Source organism: Sandaracinobacter sp. (assembly GCF_041909755.1).
Classification (GTDB): Bacteria; Pseudomonadota; Alphaproteobacteria; order Sphingomonadales; family Sphingomonadaceae; genus Sandaracinobacteroides.
Genome location: NZ_JAYRCW010000102.1, coordinates 1 through 8,271, shown reverse-complemented (window position 1 = coordinate 8,271; position 8,271 = coordinate 1). Strand labels below are relative to the sequence as shown.

Below are 8,271 nucleotides of genomic sequence, written 5' to 3'. Positions count from 1 at the left end.
AATGCAGGCCCAGGAAGCGATCCGGCCGGTCGGTCGCGGCGCCCAGCATCGTGATGGAGATGGAGGAGGTGTTGCTGGCAAGAACTGCGTGCGGCGCCAGCTTCAGGCCGCCGAAGATCCTCTTCTTCAGGTCCTCGCCCTCGGTGGCGGCCTCGATCACGAAGTCCGCCTCCTGAAGCGGCCCGGTGTCGCCCGCGGGCGTGATCCGCGCCAGCGTCGCCTGCGCTGCGGCCGCCTCCAGCGCGCCCTTCGCCACCAGCCGGTCCAGCTGCTTCGCGATCCCGGCCTTGCCCTTTTCCGCCCGGTCCAGCGCGATGTCGCACAGGTGCACGCCATGCCCGGCAGCAGCCGCCACCTGGGCGATGCCCGATCCCATGATGCCCGCCCCGATCACGCCGACCTTCATGCCCTTGCTCCCGCAAACCTCAGTTGCAGGCGGGTTAGCCGCGGTGCCGGGCCTTCACAATCCCCGCGTCGGTTTGCCGCCGCCCGCCTGCGCCCTCAGGCACCGGCGGGCGGCGCAATCCTGTCAGGCGGAAACGACGGTCCGGCGGCGGCGGGCCATGCCGCCCACCAGCCCGAAGCCCGCGATCAGCATCGCCCAGGTCGCCGGCTCGGGCACGCCAAGAACGCCCAGGTCCGCGCCGCTGACCTTAAACACATAGGCCTGGCTGCCGATCAGGCTCGTCCCGTCCGGGCAGGTCTCGTTCAGTCCGATGTCGATCGAATAGCCGCCCACGCCCGACGTGCAGCGGTTGAACTGAACGCCCTCGCCCGTCTGCGTCACGGAAAAGTCATTGTCCGTCACCACGATGAAGGCATAGCCATTGTCGAGGCGAGGCCCGATCGCGATCCCCTCCATCTTCTCCGTCACGGTCACGCCCGCCTTCGTCAGCTCCGCCTGGATATCCAGCCACAGCGTCTTTTCGGCGGCCGTCACGCCGATGGGCAGGTCGTTGGTGCCGGCAAGGCTGATGCCGCTCACGTCGGTCGCCCCTGCCAGATCGATCAGATAGACCCGCTTGGAGCCAACCGGAGTGGCGGCCGTCGGGTCATCCACCCCAAGGCCGCGATTGTCCCGCTCCAGCACCAGGAACTTGCCATTGTCCAAGGCAAGGATGCCCGACAGGCCGATGTTTCGGCCCTGGCTGTTGGCGCCGAAATCGTCCGCCGTGCCCGGGATGCGGCTGTTGATGTCGGCCAGCGAATCCAGCTGATAGATGAACTGGCCGGTCGATTCCCCCGTCGCCACATCATAGGCAACGATCCGCACATTGCGGCTGCGCCGGCCGTCCGGTGTCCCCTCGTTCACCAGCGGATCCTGCAGCACGGCATAGGCCGTCTTCCCGTCCGGAGACAGCGTCAGCCCCTCGAAGCCGCGGTTGTCCTGCCGGCCGGTCGTGATCAGCGGGCGGCCGTCCACGAAATTAGGGTCGCCGTCGGGCTCCTTCGGCAGCAGGTTGGCGGGCGGGGTGAAGGCCCGGATGTAATTGCCCTCGCTGTCGAACTCATAAACCGACGGGCCATATTCATCCGCCACCAGGAAGTTGCCATTCTTGCGGACAACCAGCCCCTCCGGGTCGAACGAAAGGCCCAGCACGGCGGCATCCCCCTGCGGCGCCAGACGCGGATTGAGGCCGGTGAACGGCACGCCGTCCTTCTTGAACACCACCGTCTTCAGGAGCACATAGCCGCTGGCCGAGCCGTCCGGGTTGATGCCCAGCGAGAAATTGTGGACGCGCGGTGCGAAATCGACGAGGCCGCCGCCCGGGCCGCGATCGGTGTTGCCCCAATAGCTGTTCGTGGCGCTGTCATGGAACAGGTCAGACCCGATGGAGAGCCGGTTTCCGGCAAAGTCCGCAGGCAGGCCGCTCAGGTCGATCGCGTCCCCCGCAAAGCCGACATTGCCCGTATAGCTGACGGCGGCCGATGCCGCAGACGCGGATGCCAAAAGCGCCGACAGTGCAAGAATTCGAATCATGCGGAATACCCCTCTCAAATTTGCCCGAGGGGTGCATTGCGGAACGCCGGTGAAAGATCCGCGACAACCAGGTTACGATTTTCCTGCAATCGTCATGGGTCCCGACGGAGACGAAAAAGCCCCGCCGGACCGGGTCCGACGGGGCCGATTTTCGCGGCAGTGGCCGATTACAGCTTCGAGGTCAGCTCCGGCACGACCTGGAACAGGTCGCCCACAAGGCCGAAATCCGCCACCTGGAAGATGGGGGCTTCCTCATCCTTGTTGATGGCCACGATGATCTTCGAATCCTTCATCCCGGCCAGGTGCTGGATCGCACCCGAAATGCCGACCGCCACATACAGTTCCGGCGCGACGATCTTGCCCGTCTGCCCGACCTGATAGTCGTTGGGCACATAGCCCGCATCGACGGCAGCGCGCGAGGCGCCCACGGCCGCGCCCAGCTTGTCGGCCAGCGGATCGATATACTGGGTGAACGCCTCGCCCGATCCCAGCGCACGCCCGCCCGAGACGATGATCTTCGCGCCCGTCAGCTCAGGCCGGGCGGAAACCGTCAGTTCCGCGCCCTTGAAGCTGGAAAGCCCGGCGTCGCCGCTGCCGGACGCCGCTTCGACAGCGGCGGAACCGCCCGTCGCCGCCGCCTTGGGGAAGGCCGTGCCACGCACGGTGATCACCTTCTTCGCATCGGCGGATTTCACCGTCGCGATGGCGTTCCCGGCATAGATCGGCCGGGTGAAGGTGTCGGCGCCTTCCACCGACAGGATTTCCGAGATCTGCGCCACGTCCAGGGCGGCCGCCACGCGCGGCGCGATGTTCTTGCCCCGCGACGTCGCCGGCGCGACCAGCGCGTCATAGCCCGCCATCAGGCCCGCAACCAGCGGCGCCACATTCTCGGCCAGCGCATCGCCATAGGCGGCATCGTCGGCCAGCAGCACCTTCGCCACGCCATCGATCTTCGCGGCGGCGTCGGCAGCGGCCTGCGCGCCCTTCCCGGCCACCAGCACATGCACGTCGCCGCCGGCGAAACCGGCCAGCGCCTTCGCGGCGGAAACGGCGTTCAGGGTTGCGTCCTTCAGCGACGCATTGTCATGTTCGGCAAGGACAAGAACGCTCATGCGATGGCTCCCGCAGTTTTCAGCTTCTCGATCAGTTCGTCGACGGTCTTCACCTTGATGCCGGCGCTGCGCTTGGGCGGCTCCGTCACCTTCAGCGTCGTCAGGCGCGGGGTCACGTCCACGCCATAATCGTCGGGCGTCTTGTTCGCGATCGGCTTGGACTTCGCCTTCATGATGTTCGGCAGGCTGGCATAGCGCGGCTCGTTCAGCCGCAGGTCGGTCGTCACGATCGCCGGCAGCTTCAGCTCCACGGTTTCAAGCCCGCCGTCGATCTCGCGCGTCACCGAAACCTTGTCGCCCGCGGGCTCCACCTTCGAGGCGAAGGTGCCCTGGCCCCAGCCCAGCAGCGCGGCCAGCATCTGGCCCGTCTGGTTGGCGTCGTCGTCGATCGCCTGCTTGCCCAGGATCACCAGGCCGGGCTGCTCTTCAGCGGCCACCTTGGCGAGGATCTTGGCGACGGCAAGGCTCTCGGTGGTGACATCGGTCGTCACCAGGATGCCCCGGTCCGCCCCCATCGCCAGCGCGGTCCGCAGCGTTTCCTGCGCCTGCGCCGGGCCGACGGACACCACCACCACTTCGGTCGCCACGCCCTTTTCCTTCAGGCGCACGGCTTCCTCGACGGCGATCTCGTCGAACGGGTTCATGCTCATCTTCACATTGGCGAGTTCGACACCGCTCTGGTCGGGCTTCACCCGCACCTTCACATTATAGTCGACCACCCGCTTCACGGGCACGAGAATCTTCATGGGTAAATGGCTCCCCAGTCTCTTGAACTAGCGGCAACCCCATGGGGAAGGAGATTTGCCGAGTCAACGCGAACCGGCCCCTTCCCCTGCGGCACCTGATACCCCTGTTAGCCCCCGGCGGGTCAGTCGCCCGTCTGGATGCGGTCGACCAGCTGCTTCACCGTCGGCACGAACCCGTTGGAGTAGAAGGGATCGGTCTTGAAGTTGAACGCCGCATGGCCCGCGAACATCAGTTCATGCTCCGGGTCCGCCCCATGCGCGATGTCCTGCAAGGTCTTCTGGATGCAGAAGCTGCGCGGGTCCGCCAGATAACCCGTCGTGTGATCGTCATGGTCCTTCCAGGCGCTGAACGAGCAATGGGAAAGGCATCCCATGCAATCGGCCTGGTCCTTGCGGATCATCTTCGATTCCGCCGCGCTCACGAAGATCAGCGTATCGTCCGGCGTCTTCAGCGCCGTGTCGAAGCCCGCGCCATGCCATTCCCGGGCGCGGTTCAGATCGTCCTTCGTCACATAATAGGTCTTGCGGCCCACCCCCACGTCCAGCGTGAACTGCCGGTCGCCGGCGGCCTCGGTGCCGAACGCGATCTGCCGCTCGGAACGGCCTTCCAGGCTCCGCAGGAAGGTGTTGCGGACGGCCGATGAATAAAACCCCGTGGGCGAGAATTTGTGCAGCAGGATGTCGCCTTCCTCCAGCGTCGGAAGGCGGGCCTTCCACACCTCGGGAATCGGGCTTTCCTTCGTCAGCAGCGGCCGGGTGCCGAACTGGAACGAGATCGCCCCCAGCTCGGGATTGTCGATCCAGTGCGCCCAGTCCCTCAGATACCAGACGCCGCCGGCCATCACGATCGGCACGGAATCAGCGATCCCGCCTTCGCGCATCACCTCGCGCAATTCCTTCACGCGCGGATAGGGGTCCTGCGGTGCGCGCGGGTCTTCCGCGTTGGAAAGCCCGTTGTGCCCGCCCGCCAGCCAGGGGTCCTCATAAACCACTGCGCCCAGCCACTCGCTCGCCTTGGAATAGGCCCGCTTCCACAGCGCGCGGAAGGCCCTGCCCGACGAGATGATCGGGTAATAATAAACGCCGTGGCGCGCCGCGATCTCCGACAGCTTGTAGGGCATGCCCGCCCCGCAGGTCACGCCGTGCAGCATCCCCTTCGTCTGCTCCAGCGTGCCTTCCAGCACGCGCTGGGCGCCGCCCATTTCCCACAGCACGTTGATGTTCAGCGCACCCCGGCCGGCGCGGATCTCGTCTCCGGCAATGTCATAGGCCCGGCGCACCTGCTCCACCGCGCCCCTGATGCCATAGTCCACCAGCTCTTCGTGGCGGCCCTCGCGCGTCCGGCTGTGATACACCTGCCGGATCACCTCGCCATTTTCGTCATAGCTGTCGGCGTTCACTGCCGAAACCGTGCCGATCCCGCCGGCCTTCGCCCAGGCCCCGGCCGACGCATGATTGGTGGCCGAAACCCCCTTGCCGCCTTCCACCAGCGGCAGGAACGTCTGCCCGCCGACCGTCAATGCACTCAGAGCCTTCAATTCAATCTCCCCTCGCGGAAGTCCTTAGCAGCAGATGCACGGCCACGCTGCCCAAAATCGCTCGCCTCAGGCGAAGGCCGCCCCGGCCACGGCCGCGCGCAGCTCCGCGATCCCGGCCTTCGTCTCGCTGCTCGTCGGGATCAGCAGCGGGTGCGCCGCCGGATGCTTGCGGGCCTCCTCCGCCACGTCCGCCGTCACCGCCGCCAGCGCCGTCGGCTTGATCTTGTCGGCCTTGGTCAGCACGATCTGGTAGGAAACCGCCGCCTTGTCCAGCAGCGTCATGATCTCCCGGTCCACCGGCTTCAGCCCGTGGCGGCTGTCCACCAGCACCAGCACCCGCTTCAGCGTCGCCCGCCCGCGCAGATAGTCGTTCACCAGCCGCGCCCACTGCTTCACCATGTCCTTGGGCGCCTCGGCATAGCCATAGCCGGGCATGTCCACCAGCCGCAGCACCGGCGGCTCGCCCACCAGGAACAGGTTCAGCTCCTGCGTGCGGCCCGGCGTGTTCGACGTGCGCGCCAGCCCGTTGCGCCCCGTCAGCGCGTTCAGAAGCGAGGATTTGCCCACGTTGGACCGTCCGGCGAAGGCCACCTCCGGCAGGTCGGCCGGCGGCAGGATCTCCAGCCGCGGCGCAGACAGCTGGAACGCGACCGGCCCGGCAAAGAGCCTGCGGCCCTCCTCCATCAGGTCATCCTGGTCGGCGTCCGTCATTTCGCACCTGAAGGCGCGGGCGCCGGGGCGGGATATTTCCGCAGAAGCACCCACTGCTGCAGGATCGAAACCAGGTTGTTCACGATCCAGTAGATCTGAAGCCCGGCCGCGAACGGCGCCATCATGAACATGAAGATCCAGGGCATGAAGGCGAACACCTTCTGCTGGATCTCGTCCATCGGCTGCGGGTTCAGCTTGAACTGCGCCCACATGGTGACGCCCAGGATGATGGGCAGGATGCCCAGGTGCAGGAAGGGCGGCAGCTCGAACGGCAGCAGGCCGAACAGGTTCAGCGGCGTCAGCGGATCGGGCGCGGACAGGTCCTTGATCCACAGGAACGCGGGCTGGTGCCGCAGCTCCACCGAAATCAGCAGCACCTTGTACAGCGCGTAGAAGATCGGAATCTGCAGAAGGATCGGCAGGCAGCCCGCCAGCGGATTGATCTTTTCCTTCTTGTACAGCTCCATCAGCTCGAACTGCTGCTTCTGCTTGTCGTCTTTGTATTTTTCCTGAATTTCCTTCATCTTCGGCGCGAAGATGCGCATCTTGGCCATGCTGGCATATTGCTTGTTCGCAATCGGGAACAGCAGCGCCCGCACGATCAGCGTCAGCCCCACGATCGCCAGCGCATAATTGCCGAAGATGTCATACAGCCATTGCAGCAGCGCGAAGATCGGCTGCGCGATGAACCAGAACCAGCCCCAGGCCAGCGCCCGGTCGAACAGCGGCACACCCAGTTCGTCGCGCACCTGGTTCAGCAGCCGGACTTCCTTGGCGCCGGCAAACAGATGGCTCGTCGCCACATTCGCCTCGCCGCTGTTCAGCGTCACCGCAGGCTTCAGCCAGTCCACCTGGTACCGGTCGCCGTCAACCGGGGTGAAGCGCGCCTCGATATTGGCCTGCTGGTCGGGGATCAGCGCCGCCAGCCAGTGCTTGGCGGTAAAGCCCAGCCAGCCGCCCTTCGAATTGATGGTCTGCGGCCCGTTGTCGCGCAGCTTGTCGAAGCTGATGTCGCCTTCGCGCAGCGTGCCGTCCAGCACGGCGATCGGCCCCACATGCAGGTTGAACGCGTCCTTTTCCGGCCCGCGCCCGGTGCGGTTCACATAGCCGAAGGCGCGAAGCGCAACCGGGCTGCCCGACGCATTCGCCACCCGCTGCTCAACCGTGAACAGGAAATTGTCGTCCACCGAAACGATCTGCTGGAAGATCAGGCCCTGCGGGCTGCGCCAGCTCAGCGTGACGGGCTTGCCCGGCGAAAGGGTCGCGGCGCTCGCCGTCCATTGCGCGTCGGCAGGCGGCGCGCCCGGCCCCACCCAGCCGTATCCGGCGAAATAGGCATCCTTCGAACCCGAAGGCGCGAACAGGCGGATCGGCTTCGAAGGCGGCAGGCTGACGGTGTGATCGGTCAGCACCAGATCGTCGAGGCGCGCGCCCGTCAGGTTGATGGAGCCCTTGAGGCGCGGCGTCTCGATCGCCACCCGCGCGCCCTGCGACACGATCGCCTCGGCAGGCTGCGGCCCTGCCGGGGCGGCCACGGGCACATTCGCCCCCGGCGTCGCCTGCCCGGCCCCCGCAGCCGCGGTCGCGGCCGGCGGCGCCTTGGGCGCGGGGAAGAACGTCTCGGAAGCAAAGGTCCATCCGAACAGCACCAGCGCCGACAGGACGACGGCGAGGATCAGGTTGCGGTTTTCCTGGGTCACTGGCTCAGGCTCACTCTTCGCGGATGGTCGGGTCGGTCGCCCGACGGAACAGGTGGAACGTCTCTGGCACCGGATCGAACCCCGATCCGCCCCAGGGGTGGCAGCGGCCGATCCGGCGTGCTGTCAGCCACAGGCCGGCCAGCAATCCGTGCCGCTTTAGGGCCTCGATCCCGTAATGGGAACAGCTTGGCGAAAATCGGCAGCTCGGCGGCAGCAGCGGGGACAGCGCCAGCTGATACAGCCGGAACACTCCGGCGATGGCGCGGGCCGGAAGCTCCGTCAGCCTCATTGCGCCGCATCCAGCCGCCTGTGCGCCTTTTCCAGCGCCTTGCGGGTCATCGCCAGCAGCTCCTCGAACGGCAGTTCGGCATCCTGCTGGCGGGCGATGAACACATGATCGGCCGACCGCACGGCCAGTTCCGGCATCGTCAGCCGCGCCGCTTCGCGCAGGCGGCGGCGCGCCCGGTTGCGCACCACGGACTT

At 66.5% G+C, this 8,271-nt stretch carries 8 protein-coding genes and 2 pseudogenes; all 10 read right to left on the bottom strand.

From position 1 onward, the window contains the following. Positions 1–406 (bottom strand): 3-hydroxyacyl-CoA dehydrogenase NAD-binding domain-containing protein (locus ACE3O8_RS11750; RefSeq protein WP_374389954.1); only part of this gene is annotated, 406 nt, incomplete at its 3' end. 123 nt (positions 407–529) lie between these two features. Next, positions 530–631: pseudogene (locus tag ACE3O8_RS11745) on the bottom strand (PEPxxWA-CTERM sorting domain-containing protein); the annotation flags it as partial. 171 nt (positions 632–802) lie between these two features. Beyond that, positions 803–1,981: pseudogene (locus ACE3O8_RS11740) on the bottom strand (esterase-like activity of phytase family protein); the annotation flags it as partial. Positions 1,982–2,148: 167 nt separating this feature from the next. Next, positions 2,149–3,093, bottom strand: coding sequence for an electron transfer flavoprotein subunit alpha/FixB family protein (locus tag ACE3O8_RS11735; protein WP_374389952.1), 945 nt, complete (start codon positions 3,091–3,093; stop codon positions 2,149–2,151). After that, entirely contained in the window at positions 3,090–3,839 is a 750-nt protein-coding gene (locus ACE3O8_RS11730) for an electron transfer flavoprotein subunit beta/FixA family protein (protein ID WP_374389950.1), read from the bottom strand. Before ACE3O8_RS11730 ends, ACE3O8_RS11735 begins: the two co-directional genes overlap by 4 nt. 122 nt (positions 3,840–3,961) lie before the next feature. Next, positions 3,962–5,377 (bottom strand): NAD(P)H-dependent flavin oxidoreductase, encoded by a 1,416-nt coding sequence (locus ACE3O8_RS11725; protein ID WP_374389948.1) that lies wholly within the window; start codon positions 5,375–5,377, stop codon positions 3,962–3,964. A 66-nt stretch (positions 5,378–5,443) separates the two neighbouring features. After that, positions 5,444–6,088 (bottom strand): ribosome biogenesis GTP-binding protein YihA/YsxC, encoded by a 645-nt coding sequence (gene yihA / locus ACE3O8_RS11720; protein ID WP_374389946.1) that lies wholly within the window; start codon positions 6,086–6,088, stop codon positions 5,444–5,446. Beyond that, positions 6,085–7,788 (bottom strand): membrane protein insertase YidC, encoded by a 1,704-nt coding sequence (yidC, locus tag ACE3O8_RS11715; protein WP_374389944.1) that lies wholly within the window; start codon positions 7,786–7,788, stop codon positions 6,085–6,087. The genes yihA and yidC overlap by 4 nt, the downstream gene beginning before the upstream one ends. Before the next feature lie 10 nt (positions 7,789–7,798). Further along, complete coding sequence (yidD, locus tag ACE3O8_RS11710; RefSeq protein WP_374389942.1) at positions 7,799–8,077, bottom strand: membrane protein insertion efficiency factor YidD; 279 nt, start codon at positions 8,075–8,077, stop codon at positions 7,799–7,801. Beyond that, positions 8,074–8,271, bottom strand: a 198-nt coding sequence (locus tag ACE3O8_RS11705) for a ribonuclease P protein component (RefSeq protein WP_374389941.1), incomplete at its 5' end; no start/stop codon positions are given. The genes yidD and ACE3O8_RS11705, both read right to left, overlap by 4 nt.